General features: G+C 38.9%; 17 protein-coding genes and 2 tRNA genes. 12 read left to right on the top strand and 7 right to left on the bottom strand.

The annotated features are described in order from the left end of the window. Nucleotides 1-103: 103 nt before the first annotated feature. Nucleotides 104-2,119 (top strand): NAD-dependent DNA ligase LigA, encoded by a 2,016-nt coding sequence (ligA, locus tag L4C35_RS08035; protein WP_428462398.1) that lies wholly within the window; start codon nt 104-106, stop codon nt 2,117-2,119. A 622-nt stretch (nt 2,120-2,741) separates the two neighbouring features. Beyond that, nucleotides 2,742-3,881 (top strand): porin, encoded by a 1,140-nt coding sequence (locus tag L4C35_RS08030; protein ID WP_428462397.1) that lies wholly within the window; start codon nt 2,742-2,744, stop codon nt 3,879-3,881. 206 nt (nt 3,882-4,087) lie between these two features. Here the strand turns inward: L4C35_RS08030 and L4C35_RS08025 are convergent, their stop codons facing one another. Then, nucleotides 4,088-4,759: a DUF2057 domain-containing protein gene (locus tag L4C35_RS08025; RefSeq protein ID WP_428462396.1), complete on the bottom strand. Its 672-nt coding sequence runs from the start codon at nt 4,757-4,759 to the stop codon at nt 4,088-4,090. A 655-nt stretch (nt 4,760-5,414) separates the two neighbouring features. Here L4C35_RS08025 and L4C35_RS08020 point away from each other — a divergent pair. From L4C35_RS08020 to gltX, 3 genes are all read left to right on the top strand, one after another. After that, entirely contained in the window at nt 5,415-6,533 is a 1,119-nt protein-coding gene (locus L4C35_RS08020) for a porin (protein WP_428462395.1), read from the top strand. A gap of 69 nt (nt 6,534-6,602) precedes the next feature. Beyond that, nucleotides 6,603-7,253, top strand: coding sequence for a YccT family protein (locus L4C35_RS08015; RefSeq protein ID WP_428462394.1), 651 nt, complete (start codon nt 6,603-6,605; stop codon nt 7,251-7,253). Between the two features lie 142 nt (nt 7,254-7,395). Next, nucleotides 7,396-8,826 carry a glutamate--tRNA ligase gene (gene gltX, locus L4C35_RS08010; RefSeq protein ID WP_428462393.1) on the top strand — a complete coding sequence of 477 codons (1,431 nt, stop codon included), beginning with the start codon at nt 7,396-7,398 and terminating at the stop codon, nt 8,824-8,826. 99 nt (nt 8,827-8,925) lie between these two features. On the opposite strand, the gene L4C35_RS08005 is transcribed toward gltX, so the two are convergent. Continuing rightward, entirely contained in the window at nt 8,926-9,102 is a 177-nt protein-coding gene (locus L4C35_RS08005) for a hypothetical protein (protein WP_428462392.1), read from the bottom strand. Nucleotides 9,103-9,525: 423 nt separating this feature from the next. On the opposite strand from L4C35_RS08005, the gene L4C35_RS08000 reads away from it, so the two are divergent. After that, on the top strand, nt 9,526-10,065 hold the full coding sequence (locus L4C35_RS08000) for a phosphatase PAP2 family protein (RefSeq protein WP_428462391.1): 540 nt from the start codon (nt 9,526-9,528) through the stop codon (nt 10,063-10,065). 456 nt (nt 10,066-10,521) lie between these two features. On the opposite strand, the gene L4C35_RS07995 is transcribed toward L4C35_RS08000, so the two are convergent. Next, nucleotides 10,522-10,589 (bottom strand) — tRNA-OTHER (locus L4C35_RS07995). 174 nt (nt 10,590-10,763) lie between these two features. Between L4C35_RS07995 and L4C35_RS07990 the strand changes: the two genes are divergently transcribed. Further along, nucleotides 10,764-10,840, top strand: a tRNA-Arg gene (locus tag L4C35_RS07990). A 20-nt stretch (nt 10,841-10,860) separates the two neighbouring features. Here the strand turns inward: L4C35_RS07990 and L4C35_RS07985 are convergent. After that, nucleotides 10,861-11,454: a hypothetical protein gene (locus L4C35_RS07985; protein ID WP_305406294.1), complete on the bottom strand. Its 594-nt coding sequence runs from the start codon at nt 11,452-11,454 to the stop codon at nt 10,861-10,863. A 90-nt stretch (nt 11,455-11,544) separates the two neighbouring features. Between L4C35_RS07985 and L4C35_RS07980 the strand changes: the two genes are divergently transcribed. After that, on the top strand, nt 11,545-12,111 hold the full coding sequence (locus tag L4C35_RS07980; RefSeq protein ID WP_258483709.1) for a hypothetical protein: 567 nt from the start codon (nt 11,545-11,547) through the stop codon (nt 12,109-12,111). 147 nt (nt 12,112-12,258) lie between these two features. Here L4C35_RS07980 and L4C35_RS07975 read toward each other — a convergent pair whose 3' ends face one another. After that, complete coding sequence (locus tag L4C35_RS07975; protein ID WP_428462390.1) at nt 12,259-12,657, bottom strand: hypothetical protein; 399 nt, start codon at nt 12,655-12,657, stop codon at nt 12,259-12,261. Between the two features lie 628 nt (nt 12,658-13,285). Between L4C35_RS07975 and L4C35_RS07970 the strand changes: the two genes are divergently transcribed. Together L4C35_RS07970 and L4C35_RS07965 are read left to right on the top strand one after the other, a co-directional pair. Beyond that, nucleotides 13,286-14,359 carry a plasmid recombination protein gene (locus L4C35_RS07970; protein ID WP_428462389.1) on the top strand — a complete coding sequence of 358 codons (1,074 nt, stop codon included), beginning with the start codon at nt 13,286-13,288 and terminating at the stop codon, nt 14,357-14,359. A gap of 544 nt (nt 14,360-14,903) precedes the next feature. Then, complete coding sequence (locus L4C35_RS07965) at nt 14,904-15,113, top strand: hypothetical protein (protein WP_428462388.1); 210 nt, start codon at nt 14,904-14,906, stop codon at nt 15,111-15,113. A 215-nt stretch (nt 15,114-15,328) separates the two neighbouring features. Here L4C35_RS07965 and L4C35_RS07960 read toward each other — a convergent pair whose 3' ends face one another. Together L4C35_RS07960 and L4C35_RS07955 are read right to left on the bottom strand one after the other, a co-directional pair. Continuing rightward, nucleotides 15,329-15,874: an AAA family ATPase gene (locus L4C35_RS07960; RefSeq protein WP_428462387.1), complete on the bottom strand. Its 546-nt coding sequence runs from the start codon at nt 15,872-15,874 to the stop codon at nt 15,329-15,331. A 2-nt stretch (nt 15,875-15,876) separates the two neighbouring features. Beyond that, nucleotides 15,877-16,623, bottom strand: a complete 747-nt coding sequence (locus L4C35_RS07955) for a hypothetical protein (RefSeq protein WP_428462386.1) — start codon at nt 16,621-16,623, stop codon at nt 15,877-15,879. A 315-nt stretch (nt 16,624-16,938) separates the two neighbouring features. Here L4C35_RS07955 and L4C35_RS07950 point away from each other — a divergent pair, with 315 nt between their 5' ends. Continuing rightward, on the top strand, nt 16,939-17,700 hold the full coding sequence (locus L4C35_RS07950; protein WP_428462385.1) for a radical SAM family protein: 762 nt from the start codon (nt 16,939-16,941) through the stop codon (nt 17,698-17,700). After that, on the top strand, nt 17,697-18,110 hold the full coding sequence (locus L4C35_RS07945; protein WP_428462384.1) for a hypothetical protein: 414 nt from the start codon (nt 17,697-17,699) through the stop codon (nt 18,108-18,110). Before L4C35_RS07950 ends, L4C35_RS07945 begins: the two co-directional genes overlap by 4 nt. The last annotated feature ends 70 nt before the right edge of the window (nt 18,111-18,180 follow it).

Raw genomic sequence — 18,180 nt, 5'->3', positions numbered from 1 at the left:
CAATAGTTTATGACGGGCTCCTCAGGGAGCCCGCTTTTTTGTGTATTAAACAGGTCTGCGCTTGTCCGCAGCTTGATAACAGTGTGAGTGAATAGGATTAGCCATGAGTCTTGATATTCAGCAGCAGCTAACTGAGTTGCGTCAACAGCTTACTTATCACGGGTATCGTTACTATGTAGAAGATAACCCAGAGATCCCAGATGCTGAATATGATCGTTTGATGCAACAGCTGCTTGCGATTGAAACCGAGCACCCAGAGTGGGTAACGAACGACTCTCCAAGTCAGCGAGTAGGTGGGACGCCATTAGATGGTTTTAGCCAGATAAAGCATGAACTGCCTATGTTATCGCTGGATAACGCATTTAACGATGAAGAACTCCAAGCGTTTGAAAAAAGGTTATTAGATCGTTTGCCTTCTGAGCAACAGGTAACTTTTTGTGGTGAACCTAAGCTTGATGGCCTAGCGGTTAGTCTAATGTATGAAAATGGCGTGTTGACCCAAGCGGCGACACGTGGTGATGGTACGACCGGTGAGAACATTACAACGAATGTCCGTACTATCCGCTCGATCCCACTGAAATTACGTGGTGACGACTGGCCTGCACGACTGGAAGTACGTGGTGAAGTGTTTATGCCTAAAGCCGGTTTTGATGCACTTAACGAGCGCGCTTTAAAGAAAGGTGAAAAGACATTTGCTAACCCTCGCAATGCCGCTGCGGGCAGCTTGCGCCAATTAGATTCAAAAATTACCGCCTCTCGTCCACTGAGCTTTTATGCGTACTCTGTCGGGGTCGTCGAAGGGCAAGAGCTTGCGCCTAGTCAGTATGAACGTTTGCTACAACTTAAAGGCTGGGGGTTACCTATGTGCCCTGAAATTCGTCCGCTAGAGAGTATTCAAGCTGTTATCGCGTATTACCAAGAAATAGGTGAGCGTCGTGAATCGCTGCCTTATGAAATTGATGGGGTGGTATTTAAAGTCGACACCATTAGCCTGCAAGAGCGTTTAGGCTTTGTTGCTCGCGCACCGCGTTGGGCGATTGCATATAAGTTTCCTGCGCAAGAAGAAATGACCCTGCTGAATAATGTTGAGTTCCAAGTTGGTCGTACAGGTGCAGTTACCCCTGTGGCTAAATTAGCCCCTGTCTTTGTTGGCGGTGTTACCGTAAGCAATGCCACGCTGCATAATGCCGATGAAGTCGCGCGTTTAGGTGTCATGATAGGTGATACCGTCATTATTCGTCGGGCTGGGGATGTGATTCCGCAGATTGTCTCAGTGGTTGAATCGCGTCGCCCTAATGATGCAAAACTTATTACCTTCCCAACGGATTGCCCTGTGTGCGGTTCGCGCGTTGAGCGTGTTGAAGGGGAAGCAGTCTCACGCTGTTCAGGCGGTTTATTTTGCCAAGCTCAACGTAAAGAGGCGTTGAAGCATTTTGTGTCTCGTAAAGCGTTAGACGTGGATGGCTGTGGCGAAAAAGTGATCGAACAACTGGTTGATCGTGAAATGGTCGCAACGCCAGCGGAGCTATTTAAGTTATCAGCCGGTGTGGTAACGGTTTTAGAGCGTATGGGCCCTAAATCGGCACAGAAATTAGTTGATTCACTGGCTGCTTCAAAAGTCACGACCTTACCTCGATTTTTGTATTCGTTAGGTATCCGTGAAGTGGGTGAAGCAACGGCGGCAAACTTAGCCAATCACTTTGAAACATTAGAGGCGATAAAAGTTGCAACTAAAGAGCAGCTCATTGAAGTGAGCGATGTGGGTGACATTGTGGCCGAACACATCTACAACTTCTTCCGTGAGCAACACAATACCGATGTTATCGATGATTTGCTGCAAGTGGGTATCGAGTGGCCAGCGATAGATAAGCCAGAAGAAGGCGTTGAACGACCTTTAGAAGGCAAAACCGTGGTGTTAACGGGAAGTTTGTCGCAACTCGGCCGCTCAGAAGCCAAAGAGCTACTGCAATCTATGGGCGCTAAAGTCACAGGTAGTGTATCTAAAAAAACTGACCTATTGGTTGCGGGTGAAGCCGCTGGTTCTAAATTGGCTAAGGCGCAAGAGCTTGGTATCGAAATCTGGGATGAACAAGCCTTAGTCGATTTTACACAACGTTAATTTTCGTTAAAATAATTAAAGAATTGAATAAAAAACCATTCTTATGCGCGTACCTGATTAACATCACGGTACGCGTTGTTTTTTGTAGCGCACTATAAAAAATATTCTCACCCAAAACGTCCTCATTTCATCACCATCAAGCCATCCTTATTGTTTCGTTTATGACTAAAAAAGGGGAGGAATGGTGATATTCCTCACCTGTTTTTCGCGGGTAATTAGGATCTGTGATCAAAGCGATCTTTACTGTGCAAGTGATTTCAACGTAATAACGTTTTTACGTGCCTTCTCACGTTTGATGTTTTTTTATGTTTTTAAGGTGTTGTATTTAAAGGGGAATACTCTTTATTGATAATGAAATAAGGAAAGATTTGAAGTGGATCACTGTTAGGCGCAAAGTTTGCACTGAGTCATATTTTTTAAACAATAAATTAAGTTCTAATTGATGTTTTGCGCTGCGAAAGTAGTCTAGTTACTGAAGTGAGCGGAGACGTTCATAAACTAAAAAAATATGATTTAGCTGATTTTAGAAATTTAGCTTACATATTGGGAGAGTTACTTGATGCCTTCGGCGGCCAACCTTTTCAGGCTCAAGTAAACAGCTAGTATATTTAGGAGTTATTCCATGGAAAATGTATTCAAACGTTCAGTTCTTGGTGTTGCTGTAGCAGCTGCTGCAATGGCTTCAATGTCAGCAAACGCTTACGAAATCGGTCAAAATAATGATTTTAGCGTTGAAGTATACGGTGTAGCAGCAATTTCGATTGTTAACTACGACATTACTAAAAATGGCGAAGATACTGCAACAGGCTATGACTACGAAAATGAATCTCGTATCGGTTTCCGTGCTGGTAAAGAGATGTTCGATAATGTTGAAGTATTCATGCAAGTTGAATCTGGTTATGTAGGTGAAGATGGTACAGGCGGTACATTAGGTAACCGTGATACATTCCTTGGTCTTAAAGGCGACTGGGGTAAAGTACGTTTCGGTCGTATGTTAACACCTATGTATGAAGTGATTGACTGGCCATACGCTAACCCAGGTCTTGGTGCGTCATGGGACTGGGGCGGTGACGTGAAATATAACCGTGATCGTCATGGTGATATGGCTCGCTACGATTCACCTTCATTCGGCGGCTTCAACTTTAACCTTGCGACAGGTCGTGGTGATAAGGCTGTTGAAGGTAATAACTGGTTTGGTGGTGCAGCGCACTATAGCTTTGCTGAAATGATCACGCTACATGCGGCATTCGAAACAGAATCAGATCGTCAGCTTGAAGAAGCAAAAGCAGCAACTGATGGTTCTTGGAGCTACACAGATCCTACTGATTCGACTAAGGGCGTATGGACTCCAGGCACAGCAGCTAAAGATGCAGTAATGGCAGATACTTTTGGTTACTTAGTCGGTTTTGAAGCATCACTGCCTGCTGGTTTTGGTTTATCAGGCGCATACAAGGCTGGTGAAAGTAAAGTTCAGAACGGCGATAAATCAGAGCAAGCTTCTTACGCTGTAATTGGCCAATACTGGAATGGTCCATGGGGCTTCAAACTAGGTTACACCGCTAACTTAGAGTCAGAAACGGCAGGCGTTAAGCAGAATGATGAAGATAGCATCATTTCTGGTCAGCTAATGTATGTTAAAAATGGTTTTGTTCCTTACGTTCGTGTTGCTCAACGTGACCTAAAAGCGGCTAACGATAAAACAGGTAAAATTGACGAAACTGATATCTTTGTGGTTCGTGTCGGTCTTGAATACGGTTTCTAAATCGTAATTAAAACTGGATATTATTAAAATGGAGGCTTAGGCCTCCATTTTTCGATCTGTTCTTGGTTAATGTGGTAGTAGTTAATAAGGAAAAGGGGAGTTATTATCTTATTGTTGAGTGAAGTAATTACGTTGTGTGAAAACAAAGTTGGAGAAAGATGAAGAGAGGGAGAAAGTTCCTTTGTGAAAAGGAACTTTATATTCGGTTACAGGTTTTGTACTGCCCAGCTAATAAATTCTTTTTTAGTCTCTTTATCTGCTTGATTGAAAAGCGTCTGTAACTGCTGTTTGATCGGCTCTGCATTGTGGGTGGAGTTATCAGCGCTTGGTCGTTTTGCTATCGGCTTCACTTTGTGAGTAGCTACTGTAGCTGTAGCTGTAGCCAGTGCAGCTGGACCACCTAATTTATTATATTGTTTCACATACTCATGGTAGTCATGTGAAATGGAAAGCCCCTTCAATTCAAGCTTATCATGCTTGAATGCGACGCTTTTTCCTGCCGTTGTTTGAACATCTACTTTCGCTGAATGGTTGAATTCATTTGCTTGAACAACTCCTCGGAAGTTTGGTACTTCTAATTTTAGAGCGGTGTTGCTTGCAGTAAAGGTTAGTATATAAGGCGACGAACGGAAGCGTTCACTTTGTTTATCTCCTTTATAAAAATACTGATCAATTTGGTATACGATTTGGTTTTCGCCATTTTCAAATGTTAGCTCGTCATCCGTTGAAAAAAATATATCGGTAATATTTTTTGATGGATCTTGCTCATTTACTGCTAGCAGTCGTACATTATCTGGCAATTGAAGAGTCACATCTGCAAGCACAGATGTAGCCAGCGGCAGAAGCGCTGCTGCAAGGGCGAGTTGTTTTACCTTCATTCTTTTCTCCCTGAAGGACACGCAATGATTGGGCGTTTGTCCATCCATAGTTAATTCGTACCACGATTTTACGTTGCTTGGTGCCGACAAAAAAGTTTATTCCTAGATAGAGCGGGTGAACTCAGACATCAGTCACATCCTCTTATTTTATCTGTTTTCATTATATTTCATTAGATTATCTGGTGGCTCAATGAGGCTGCTGTAGCAATACTCATTGAGCTTGGAACTTGCTTGCTATAAATCTTCTTGCTCGAAATAAGTTCAGCTTTATCTAAATGGATTCGATATAGATCACTTTTTTGACTCATAAAAAAACTAAATGATAAGTGTGCTATGTAAAAAGTTCTGATTTTTTAGTGCGTTTCATTTCTATTGCATATCAAGCTGGGAGTTAGGGCACGTAATTTGTTTTTCGTTCTTTTGTGGTGGTAATTATATTTTTTGGTCAAGCTGTTGATTTTTAATGGTTTATGTTTTTTTAGTTTGTGCCTTTTTGAAGGGGTTCAAGCTTTTCCTTTCAATATATTTGTGTGGTGAAAAAAGCTTGTAGTCTTATCTGCGTTCTCAATATGAAACATTAAATTTCATTGTGCTAACCTTCGGCGGCCACTGAGGTAAGTACATGAATTCAGCTATATTTTTTAGGAGTTTTTCCATGAGTAAATTTTTCAAACGTACTTTACTGGGCGCAGCTATTGCGACAGCTGCACTCGCAACTGTTCCTGCACAAGCAAGTGACAGCGGCGCGAAATATGAGCACAGCATTTACGGTTTGATTGCGATGCAAGTAGCGCACCGCGATTATGATCATGAAAAGAATAACGAAGGTGTTCAATTTAATAACGAATCACGTCTAGGCTGGCGTGGTACCGCTCAGTTTGACCAGATGCAAGATTGGACCTTCTTATGGCAGATTGAATCGGGTTACGTTGATGAGTCATTTGCAGGTGAAAACGGTGGTAATGGCTACCTAGGTCGCCGTGATACATTTGTTGGTTTTGAACACGACAGCATTGGTAAAATACGTCTTGGTCGTGTGTTAACACCTATCTACGAATTGATTGACTGGCCTGCAACAAACCCGGGTATGGGTAATGTTTGGGATTGGGGCGGTAACATTGGTGGTAACAACTTCAATGACCGTCAATCAGATACCATCCGTTGGGATACTAATGAGCTGTGGTCTGGTTTTACCATGGATATCGCGGCAGGTGCTGGTCAAGATCGTGCTGGCGCAACAGAGAGCGAACGTGCATCTAGTAACTACTGGCACGGTATGGCAGCGCATCAACAAGTAAAAGGAGACTGGGGATGGGCGCAGTTCGATTTAGCTTACGAGATGAACTACGACACGATGGAGGGTAGTAAGTTTTGGGATAACCAAACCTACCTCGTAGGTGCACAAGGTGGTTTCTCTAACGGTCTTGGTTACTTTGGTTACTACCGTATCGCAAAAGCGGATGATACGTTGAATAACAAAGAACGTGAAGATTCATTCTCAGTTGGTTTAACGTATACGTTTGATAAGTGGCAGGCAAAAATTGCCCATGCAGAAAACCTTGGTTTAGAAGTGAACGGTAAAGATATTGCTAACACCAAAGATAACGTGACGTCAGTACAAATGATGTACTTTGTCGATACTAACGCTGTGCTTTATGCCCGTTATGCGATGAATGACTTAGATCGCTTTAATGCTAAAGATAAAGGCTATGACGGTCGTTGGAAGTCAGATAGCTTTAACGAAGCATCTGTTGGTGTTGAATACTGGTTCTAACATGCTGAATAACGTTAAATAATACAATGACTAGGGCGAGGTTATCTCGCCCTTTGCCGTGGAGGTTTTATGAGAAAGTTGATTGTTGCCTTAACCCTTTTAGCGGGATGCCTTTCGTGGCAGGTGAGTGCAGAGAGCACACTAACGTTTAATAAAGAAATTGGTCCGCTGGTGCTTAATGGTGACGAGGTTGCGACGGATATCTTTTCATCGCCAAGCCAATTAACGCTTAAAGCGGGCACGAACCAAGTTTTGTTTGCCTTGGGGCAATTAGTGGTTGAAGACGGTCGTCGCACTAAATTCAACTCCGTTCCTTTTATTCTTCGCTTTAATGCCCCTTCCGATGATGTCGTGCTTTCATATCAGCCATTTAGAACAATGGAAGAGGCGAAAAAGTTTGATAATGACCCTCGTTTTGTTCTTAAATCAGCGTCAGGTGAAATGCTCCCCTTTCAGCTTGAATCATTGCATGTCAATGGTATGCAAGGGATGAAGAACTACGAAAAGGCAGTTCGGAAATATAACCAAAAAGGCTCGGGAATCGCGGTTATTTCAATGGAACATGCCACAACGGCTCCAGTACCTTCTGTGAAACCGAAAACGGTACATTCGGCATCATCGCAAAGAGCAATTTTAGAAGCCGGCTTTCATGAGTTATCAGCTCAAGAGCAGCAAGCCTTTATGATGTGGGCGATGAAAAACCTAAAGAATGCATCTTAACTCGGCGTCATCTTAGTCATAGAGCGATAATTAGCTAAAGGATGGTGATTGTAGAATTGAGTGACAGTGTTAAAATAACGCCCAATTATGGGCTTATAGCGGTAACGCTGTCAGTCGCTCTAGTCACTTTAAGGTAAATCAAATGACGATTAAAACTCGTTTTGCACCAAGCCCAACAGGCTTTTTGCACGTAGGTGGTGCCCGTACTGCATTGTACTCATGGTTATTTGCGAAAAAGCAAGGCGGTGAATTTGTTCTACGTATCGAAGATACCGATCTAGAACGTTCTACCCAAGAAGCAATCGATGCCATCATTGAAGGTATGGAGTGGATTGGTCTTAATTGGGATGAAGGTCCTTACTACCAAACGAAACGTTTTGATCGTTACAACCAGCTAATCGATCAGCTACTTGCTGAAGATAAAGCGTATAAGTGTTACTGCCCGAAAGAGCTACTAGACGAACTACGTGAAGAGCAAATGGCTGCAGGCGTTAAGCCGCGTTACGATGCAAACCACCCTAAAATTGTTGCGGCAAATGCTGCAGCAACTGAAGCATCACCATTCGTTATCCGCTTCCGTAACCCGAAAGAAGGTACGGTAGTATTTGAAGATAAAGTACGTGGTCGTATTGAAATTTCAAATAGCGAACTTGACGATCTGATCATTCGTCGTACTGACGGCAGCCCAACGTACAACTTCTGTGTTGTGGTTGATGACTGGGATATGGGTATTACTCAAGTTGTTCGTGGTGAAGACCACATCAACAACACCCCTCGTCAAATTAACATCTATGAAGCACTTGGTGCGCCTGTACCTGAGTTTGCTCACTGTGCAATGATCCTGGGTGATGATGGTGCGAAACTATCTAAACGCCACGGTGCAGTTAGCGTGATGCAATACCGCGATGACGGCTACTTGCCACAGGCACTGTTAAACTACTTAGTGCGTTTAGGCTGGTCTCATGGCGACCAAGAGATCTTCTCATTAGAAGAAATGATCAATTTGTTCACGCTAGAGTCTATCAGTAAGTCTGCATCAGCATTCAATACTGACAAGCTACTTTGGTTGAACAACCACTACATCAAAACAGCAGAGCCAGAATACGTTGCTAAGTACCTACAATGGCACTTAGATCAAAAAGAAATTGATACTGCGAACGGTCCAGCGATCACTGATGTTATCAAGCTAGTGGGTGAGCGTTGTAATACGCTGATTGAACTTGCTGAGCAATCGCGTTACTTCTACCAAGACTTTAGTGAGTTTGAAGCGGGTGCTGCGAAGAAACACCTTCGCCCTGTAGCAAAAGAAGCGCTAGAACTTGCACTGGCAAAAGTTGAAGCGGTATCTGACGATGCATGGACAACTGAAAACCTTCATGATGTGATTAAATCAACATGTGAAGATCTAGAGTTAGGCATGGGTAAAGTAGGCATGCCACTGCGTGTTGCAGTAACTGGCCAAGGTCAGTCACCGTCTGTTGATGCTGTAATGCAACTTGTTGGTAAAGAACGAGTAATGGCGCGTATCAAGCTAGCACTTGCTTTTATTGCAGAGCGTGAAGCGAACGCATAACGCGTAAAGTAAGCTGATATATAAACAAACGGGCATAGAGCTGACTCTATGCCCGTTTTTTTATGCTTTAAACTATATTCGGCAAACTACATTCTCAAACTATAGGTTGTTACGTTGCTTATAGTTATCGACACATACCCAGAAGTTACTGGATGTTGCGCAATATTGCATTGCACCTTCAGGGATCTCTTCTGGTGTGCCTGAAAGTGTGTAAGCCGACGTAGCAAAACTCGCAGTAAGTAAGAGTGCTGCGCATACCGAAGTTATCTTTTTCATATCGTATCTCCCTTGGATTTATCCAACATGCATCACGCTCGGTCTGGTGCCGTTTCAGTGGTACTCATAAATAGTAGGTTAAGATCATATTTTTCATATATTAATAAGCGTTTTTTTGCTTGCGTTATAAAAGGAACTGCTTTAGGGCTAATTTATTTCATCAAAAAGACACATTGGATGTAATTAACATATTTGTAGTTTATATGCTTTTGTGAGCATTCACGCATTGACAAGCATTTCCTTACTTCTTACAATCTCGCTGCACTTGTTAAAAAACAGTGTTTGATATCTACGGTTGTATTTGTAAATAATGTCTCCAAACGACTTCATGCTTATGCAGTAGATTTTTATTTTCTCATTTTGAGATGCCATTGATAGTGCCTTGTTTATTTTACAGGGCTGAGTATTGTTTAAAGGTAAAGCATGAAAATAAAGTCAGGAGTGGTTGCCCTTATATTAGCAACGACCGCATGTTCCGCGTCTGCCCATAATAAAAACCTACAAAAGTACGCAGATATTGCGCAATTCGGCATTCCTCTTACAGCTGGTGCGATCTCTTTATATAAAGGTGATACTGAAGGTTTATTTCAACTCGCAGAAGGGGCGTTATACACCGCAGTAGCAACACACGTTATTAAATTCTCTGTTAATGCTGAGCGCCCAAATGGTGGTGATCACTCATTCCCATCTGGCCATACCTCGGCGGCAACACAAGGTGCGGCATACCTACAATTTCGTTATGGCTGGGAATACGGCGTACCAGCCTACGCTGCTGCTGCGCTAGTGGGTTATTCGCGAGTAGACAGCAAACACCACTACTGGCGTGATGTTGCGGTGGGAGCGGCCATTGCAACTGGCATTCAGTATGTTGTTTCAGAGATGGGTTACTCGATGAGTAACTACGTGATTTCACCTTATGTGCAAGGTGATGAAGTTGGTTTGTACGCGAGTATCAATTTCTAATCCGTTATTTCCAAAATACCCAAAATACCCAAAGGAGCCAATAAGGCTCCTTTTTTATTTTTATAAAATAGGGTTACTATCCGATGAGCTTAATTAATTACATGCATATGAAGTCAATATTTTGGCGTATTTGTTTTCAGTAAATTAAAGCGGCTGTTAGTTTTATGACGATATTATTGATTGAAAATAAATAAGCTTATTAAAGTTGGGTAATATAGGATGAAGATTGTCCGTCTTATTTACCGTCAATATTTATGATGCCGTAATATTTAATGTGCGCTTGATTTTATATGAAGAGGCTTATTAAATCAGGCTGATGGCTAAGTAAGATAATTAGCTGCAAATCTTAAATGTTTAACGGCTTTGATTTTATTATTTGTAATTAGGTATATAGCGGCATGAACAGTATAAATGCAAAAAGGCTAGCCATCGTCAATGGCTAGCCTTTCTTATATATGGCGCTCCCTGCAGGAGTCGAACCTGCGGCCTTCCCCTTAGGAGGGGTTAAGTATTTACCATTGTAAATATAATTAATTTAATAAATTCAATTGTTTATGTGTATTTTTAAATTTATAGCACTTTTATGAGTTGTTCATATTAATGCTGATAGATATACGTGCTCTAAATTTGAGCAGATGAGAAGCATTCAGTGAGTTTGTGTTTTTTTAAAGATAAAGCTCTGATATTATGAATCTTATGCCCCCATAGCTCAGCTGGATAGAGCGCACCCCTCCTAAGGGTGAGGCCGTAGGTTCGAATCCTACTGGGGGCGCCATTTCTATATTTCTTTCTGCTTTACACTATATCAACAAAGTAAGGCACGATTACTTCAGATAAATTTACAAAAATAACTAACGCTAAAATTAAGATAATAAGCGCTAATCCGAGGTTAGCTTTACCTTTCACACCATTGAACCGAGCTAGTGTCAGCCAGCAACGCATACTCCAAGTAAACACAAGAATCGAGGCTGTGAATACTAATAGTTTGGAGCCGCCAGTATCGAGTTGAATCTGGAATGGCAAAAGCAGGCTATTCAAGAAGTAAAGCATTCCTGCATTCAAAAAAACAAGCTTTAGATTTAGCTGACTACCTCTTATCGCTCCAACAGCTTTGAAGCTGAAATGAAGCAGACCCGCAAAAAATAGGGCGTAAACACTCTGAAAAAATGCCATCGCAGAAACTGATAGAGAGCTTGACCCTATGTGGTGATCGACGATGCGTGAAAAAATAAAAAGCGAAGCAATGAGTAAAGAGGCGTAAAAGCTTAAGGTGAGCTTCCAGGAAATTCTATTCAGCTCCACAAGCCGTGTCACCTTCTTTGGATCAAAGAGTACAGAATAATAGAGTGGAACAAACTCCGCTTTGAAAAACTTAAAGAAGTCCTTCATAGATATCTCCCTAATTTAAAATAAGTACTGTGTAAATGCACATGCTGTGTTAGTGTACAGTGTGTTGCATTTATATACAATGGTGGTGATATGGAACATGATCTTCAAAGTAAATTTGGTCGTACTGCTTTCTTCAAAAATGCAGTGTTTGTGTTTACAGGCATTCTGGCAGTAGTTGGAGGGGGGAATGCGATTTTTGATTTATATAATAAATGGCAAGATACAAGAGTACCCACAAAAGCTCATGCCATCATTGAACTGGTAGATGTTCAAGATAATCAGTTAGATAGAGTCGTTATAAATTTTAGAAACGCTACTAATATTGAGGAGTCTATTAATTCTGTTGGTCTAGTGTGTGAAAGGTATGATGGGCAGACTTCGTTAGTTAATGCTTTAAACAACGAACCATTTCAGTATGAATTGATGAAGCAGCATCTTGGGCTACCAGAATTAGATGAGACGCCTAAACAACTAGCTTCGGGAGCGTCAGTAAGGTTTGAAGCGCTGTTTTTTAAGAATGATGAGATTGAGTCTATTAATAAGACATGTAAGTCCATCAGACCATATTGGACGGATAGCAGTTTTCAAAATAATATTGGTGATTCTCTTGGGCTTGAGCCAAGCTTGGCCTTTTTAAGGCAGAGTGTGTCAGTGTGAGCCGAGTAAAAACCGCTAATCTAGTATCTGATAAGAATCAAACTACCCTTATTTACAGCGAGTAATGTCTTACTCCTTGTAGGGAAGCGATTCTCTCGACAAGATGTTAAGAGGGCAGATTTTAGAAATCTACCCTTTTTCATGCCTTTAAGTTCTCACCGTATCAGAACGTAAAAAATAGCTGACTTCAAAGGAGTCACCATTGCTTGGGTTAAAGCCGCTTCGTGTTTTGGAGCAAGGGAGTGAGCCAGGTATAACTCGCCTACCAAGTTCGCGCCACTGGCGCGGTGTTCTTTTCGGTTCACACTCATCAAAGTAGAAATAAGATATACCTTTATACTGTTCATATACAGGGAGAAAGCCTGCTAGGAGGTGGTGAGTTGCCTCGCTTCGCACAGGGATCGTTTGATCGTAATGATAGTAAGTGCCACGCTTGCAAACCTTGCCGATTTCTCCCTGCCTAGGATAGCGTTTATCTTCCTGCTTAAGTGCCAACCATTGTTTAGCTGTTTTTAGTTCATTGGTGTAGTTCTGTTTATTTGTCATCTGGGAACCTTTTTTAATTATTAGTTTGAGTTCTGAGATGAGGATACAGCGATGAATAGAGTGAATACCATACTAGATAATGGATATTCTTGTTAGAATAAGTGTTTTTTTATGTTTTAACTTATAATGGTTCATTTTTTCAAAAATGAACCATTACCAGCTTGCGGTGCAAGCTGAATTCAGCGAGTGCTGCATGGCTGGCCTCTGTGTATTTCTGAGTGGTTATTTCTTAAACAAAGAAAAAGACTAGAGAATCGAGATAAGACGTGAAGATGAAGCTATTACACAGACATAATGCTTCACTTCTTACTTTCTTGTCAAGTGTTTTATTTTCAACTTATTGAAATATAACAGGTAATAAATAATTGTCAGGTTTCCTCCCATCTTAGAGTAAGCCGTTATTTAGTAAGCATAGTAACCGACTATGCTTATCATATGGCTCTCGTACCTCGAGCAATGATAAGCGTCGGTTGGGGACTTCATCCCCTAAGCCCCCTGATAACTTTTTATTATTCGCATTTTCAATGCTTTATTAAAAAGTTTGCTTGTATACTAAAAAGTAATTTTAATGTCAGCTATTTCTTTGTTTTACATGGTGTTATAATAAACAAAATAAATAATGAACGTTATGTCTGGATATCAGTTTATACGCATTGAAACATGTGCAAAAGTGTCAGCTAAAAAAGGTAAACCAGCGATGCAAAGCATCGTTAATGAAGCAATGCGAGTTGATGGGTTCTGTCCTCATGTCTATCAACCACAACCCCCACAGATCCTGCTAGGTTTAGATCCTCGCAAACTTCCTCAAATCGCTTTAGAACGTACAAAGAAAGTTAAGGACAAGCAAGGACGTAAAGTCCGCAAAGATGCACCGTTACTGCTTGCTGGCGTGATTAGTCTTGGTGCTGAATCCGATGTTAATTTCCGTGATTTTTTAAAACAATCAATTGGATTCTTGCGCAATAAGTATGGTGAAAATCTGATGTCAGTTGTTCTTCATTTAGATGAAGAGCACCCCCATTTACATTTCTACGTGTTGCCTTCAACTAAAAATGGTTCATTTAGCATGTCTGATATACACGATGGAATTAAAGCTAGAAATGAATGCGATGGTGGGTACTCAAAAAAAGCGAATGCATATAAGCAAGCAATGCGGAAATTTCAAGACTCTTACTATGATGAAGTTGGCTCTAAATTGGGTTTAACGCGTTTAGGGCCACGAGTACAGAGGTTAACGAGGAAAGAGTGGAAAGCACAGCAAAAGCAAGCCCAAGTGTTCTTACAGCAGCATAGGAAGCTTAATAAACAGCGGCGACAATTAATTAAAGATGAAGCTGTATTGGCTAATGAAAAACAAGCCATTAAGCAACAAGAAAGCGAATTAACGATGATCACTAAGGCTTCATTTTTCAGTAACAAGCATGAGAAGAAAAATGAATACTTGAGAAAGCGATTGAACAAATTGCAAAGGCAAAACATCGATATGTCAGCAGAGCTAGACGAGAAGCAACTGGGTATTACTAAACTGTACCGAGATATGAAATCACTTAAACAAGAGCATCAAGCTTACCAACATAAGTTTGATGCAATGAGCTATAAGCTCGAATTGAAAGATCAATATATCCGAGAATTAAAATTAAAAAGAGATAATGAAAATGAAAAAAAATGTAATAGAACTCAACAGTTTGCTTTCCATCCTTAAGCGGGTTGCTCCTGTGCATGATCAAGAGTATATTCGCTTGATATGGTCAATTACTAACCATATAGAGATCAGCTCAAGAAAGGGCAAGGAGCAGGAAATTGAAATTATGACTGATCTCCGCAACTTTATCAGTCTACTTAATAAAAAGTATTTAATTACTAATGAAGATATTAGCTTTGATAGTTATTTGATACCTTAGTCACAGGAAAAGATAAAAAGGCAAATAAATTGCCTTTTTTGTTCAATTATTAATCAAACATATATTGTGACAAATTTCCATATAGAAAACCATGCTGTATGATATCTTTATCAACTTAGCAAAGTAATATCTATATTAACAAGCTATATTAATTTTTAACCACTAGATTATATGTTGCTTATTGAGCATTAATTATAATAAATAACTCTTTGGGGAAAATTCAAAAATAAAGAAGTAATAAATAATGGAAAATAAAAATATATTAATTAAATCAATGAATATCTGATTAACTCTCCAATTCAAAAAGAAACTAAAAAGTTCACGTTAGAAAGCATTCAATATAGATTGAGTGATATACAGAAACGTTTAAATGATGTTCTATATCGTAGACATCAAAATGGATTGCAAGTAGTTTTTGCCGAAAATAAAAAATCTGTTAAGCATATTAATATTGAAATGAAAACAGGTGGGTGGGAACCTGTTGAATTATTTATTGGTGAACTTAAATCAGAGCTAACTATATTAAATATAAGTGATTTTGAAACACACCTTTGATGTTGGATATCAAACCGATAAAGAGCAGCAAGTATTAGATTTTTAGTTACATTAGAGAATAAAAGAGCTAAGGTGACAGTTTGTTTTTATGCGTTAATGTTATTCAAATAAAATTCGAATGATTCGCTAAAGGCGGTTAATTTTAATTTTTAAAAGTGATTAATATTATAAAAAAGATGGATTTTATGCGGCTAGTTAACTAGCCGCATTTATAATTATATTAAATTCAATATATGGTTAAGACGATCTGTGTTATGTTCATCGAGTATGGTCATATTACAGTTTATCTCATCTAAATACTCAAAATGATGCTTCTCTAACAATTCCTGTAATGAGCGATTGTCTATTCTTAATTGATCTTTTTCGATTAAGTAATTATCAGACTTTTTTGTGGAAAATATATGGTCAAAGTTTTTTAAGCTACTAATTCCTAAAGTTTTCAATTTATCCATGATTAATAAATCTTCTTTAGAGTCACCTAGGACTATCATAGTGTGAGAAATTATATCAGGTATACCTCTATCAAAAATTATATAATCATATTTGTTATCATATGAATTAATCTCATTTTCGATTTGACTCATAATAAGCCAGAAAGTTGAGTTAAGATTTTGTTCTGTATTTAATTTCAATGGGCAGCTTCTTGCTACTTCTTGGATAACAAGAACATTCTTTCCTTGCTCAATTAACCTTTCTTCAAGTAACTTGATTAAACTGGTTTTACCTGAGGCATAAACTCCTGTGATTAGTATTTTTTTCAAAATTAAACCTCTACCTTAGATGATATTTCATCATTATTCCAAATTTCATTAAAGTATGATTTGTAATATGAATAACCCTCTCCACCTTTTTTATATTGATAAGCCATTGTTAGTTGACTTAATTTTTTAATCATAAATGGGCCTGTGAAAAGATTCTTGTCGATAATCATAATTGACTGAATTGGTAAAGATGAATACTCTTTAATTTGAATTTGCTCCTCATTTAGATTTAATTCCTTAATGGTTTGTTGAGACCAATTGACTAGGTTGTTTATATTGTTCTTGATTTCATCTTTAGCTGCATCTTCATCAATTTCGCGTTGTTGAATGAAAGGAGAGTTTCTTGTAGGAATGAGAAATCGGATCTTCATTCCTTTTTTTAAACGTTGCTTAATTACATCCCCCTGATAATTTAACAACCCTTTACAACCTAAAGCAGCAATATCTAGAGCTTCTGCTTTATTTAATAGTTTATTTGTGACATCATTCATCTCTTGCCTAGTTTTAAAAATTGAAACTAGCTTCCAATCTGAAATGTATTTTAGGGTGTCTACTTCAGGGCGTGTTATGTGATATTCAAAAAAGTTAATTATTACAACAGCTAATATCGAACATCCGATACTTAATAAAATTGTATTGATATTCAAATCACTATCAGCAGATGGTTCATGATGGAATAACATTGCACCTGCAATTAGCAGCAAGCTAATCAAAAAAATAATCAGCTGCACAATTTTATGCATTTTCATTGGGTTACCTTGTATTAACAACAAAAATCAACTCATTACCATTTGTGATGGTGGTTGTCAATCAACCATGTGCCTTTTTGTGATATGAGGCCTTAGAAGTATGTAGGCCAAGGTTTCAAAAAAAGGGTGTGTAGATGATTTTCGATATGCTTAACTATTGAAGTCTTCAGATGTAATTTTACCCATATGTCATCATTTTCAACATAAGATTTTGTTTTGAAAGGGTTATTGCTTTGGCTTGCTAATGATTTTAGTCATGCATTTTCTACCGAAATCAAGTATAATCTGCACTTGTTTGATGTTAGGTAATGAGCAATGTATGTATACGGAACTCCTGAGCGATTATTTGTTAACTCTACTCTAGGCTGTAGATCTCGTTGCTCTTATTGTTACTTGCCAGCATTGAATTTAGGTATTAATGCAGATAGTCTCTTTGTATTACCTAGCACTGAAATAATTAATATGATCGAAAATCATGAATATTTTAGTTCGGGAAGAAATGGCACTATTATTTCTATAGGTTGTTACTCTGAATGTTGGGACGAACTAGTCAGAGACTCAACTTTAGAAATTATATCTTATTTGTTAAAGAAAGGAAATTCGGTACAGTTTGCAACAAAGCGATTCGTATCTTCTGAATGTATTGATGCTCTGCATTCATATATTCAATGGAAAGGACAGCTTACGATTTTTATTTCATCAACATCTATAAGTCATTGGGATAAAGTTGAGCGTAATACTGATAGTCCTAGTGTAAGATTTGAAAGCTTTAGAATATCAAAAGAGTATAATATCCCAACATACCTTTATATTAAACCTGTATTGTCTTCAATAACAATTAATGACCTGGATACTTACTCAGAAATAATGCGCAAGTATGATGTTGAGGGTGTGGTTATAGGTGCTAAATTCATAAAATCAGATGATGAAAATACAGAATTTGCGCCTGTTGGTGAACAAGTTCTCAAAGAGTGTAATATAACAAATGATGCAATAGTTATGTTTGATGCTTTTTCTTCTGAATTTAATACATTTAGAGAGAGTATAAAAGCCGTTGAGTATTGGAGAAAAATGTGAATAACTCAAAAAAAGCTTTAGAGCTTATTAAAACAGAAAATTTGAACGATTTAAGCTTTCAAACTGTATTAAGTCATAATGATTGCGTGGATATAATTAAGTCACTAATATTCATTATGGGCTACAATGTGATTAATGTTGATTATAGTGATTCTGGTGATGTTTATTTTTATGCTGGCTTATTTCCTGAAGATTTAGATGAGAAGTTGGTTTTAAAAGGTAATAGTATTGAAGGTAAATTATCATCAATACTTGAAACTACTTTTAATCTATTACTGGATATAGAAAAACAATCTAATATTCTTGATCTTTATCCTAGAGAGATGAGGGATGAGATTAGGAAAGAAATTCTTAAAAAGAATGGTGTAGAAGAAGATTTTTTTCGTCAAATTAGTATGAGATTGATTTAGCCTCAATCTAATCTGTATATAGCTCTGGCTTGTTGTTTATGGGCTAGGGCGTGTTATTACGTTAAATGAT

Origin of the sequence: Photobacterium kagoshimensis (genome assembly GCF_050337045.1) — a bacterium.
Classification (GTDB): domain Bacteria; phylum Pseudomonadota; class Gammaproteobacteria; order Enterobacterales; family Vibrionaceae; genus Photobacterium; species Photobacterium kagoshimensis.
Note: the sequence above shows the minus strand (reverse complement) of the source record. Positions and strands in the feature narration are given on the sequence as shown.